This window comes from Methylobacterium sp. J-030 (assembly GCF_022829545.1).
Lineage (GTDB): Bacteria > Pseudomonadota > Alphaproteobacteria > Rhizobiales > Beijerinckiaceae > Methylobacterium.
In genome coordinates, this window is record NZ_JAKSYM010000334.1 from 1 (window position 1) to 463 (window position 463).

The 463-nt window shown below is 69.5% G+C and carries 1 protein-coding gene; it reads right to left on the reverse strand.

The annotated features are described in order from the left end of the window. Positions 1-463: outer membrane protein (locus tag MKK75_RS25840; RefSeq protein WP_244045357.1), on the reverse strand; the 463-nt coding region annotated here is incomplete at both ends.

Consider the following 463-nt stretch of genomic DNA (forward strand, 5'->3'; position numbering starts at 1 on the left):
TTGATGACCAGGGCACCCTGGTTGCGGGTGTTGCGGTCGAGGTTGACGTACAGGCCTTCGACCTTGAGCGTGACGGCCGAGGAGCGGAAGAAGTTCAGGAACGAGTCGGTGGGGAGCGCGTACTCGATGCCGCCGCCGACGGCGTAGCCGGTGCGGAAGCTGTCGTTGCAGGCAAAGCCGCCGAACGAGCGGTCGGCGCTGCCCGAGCCGTAGGCGAAGCCGCCCGTGCCGTACACGAGGGTGCGGGCGAAGGCGTAGCCGAGGCGGCCCGGAACGGTGCCGAAGTAGTCGAGGCTCGACAGGCCGCGCGGGTCGGTGTCGTAGTATCCGGGGGCGAGCGCGCCGCCGGTGAGGAAGGCGCTGTTCCGGTTGCGCCCGAAGTCGAGGTACTGGGCGTCGGCCTCGATGCCGACGACCACGCCGGAGCCCGGGGTGAACTGGTAGTTGTAGCCGACCTGGGCGC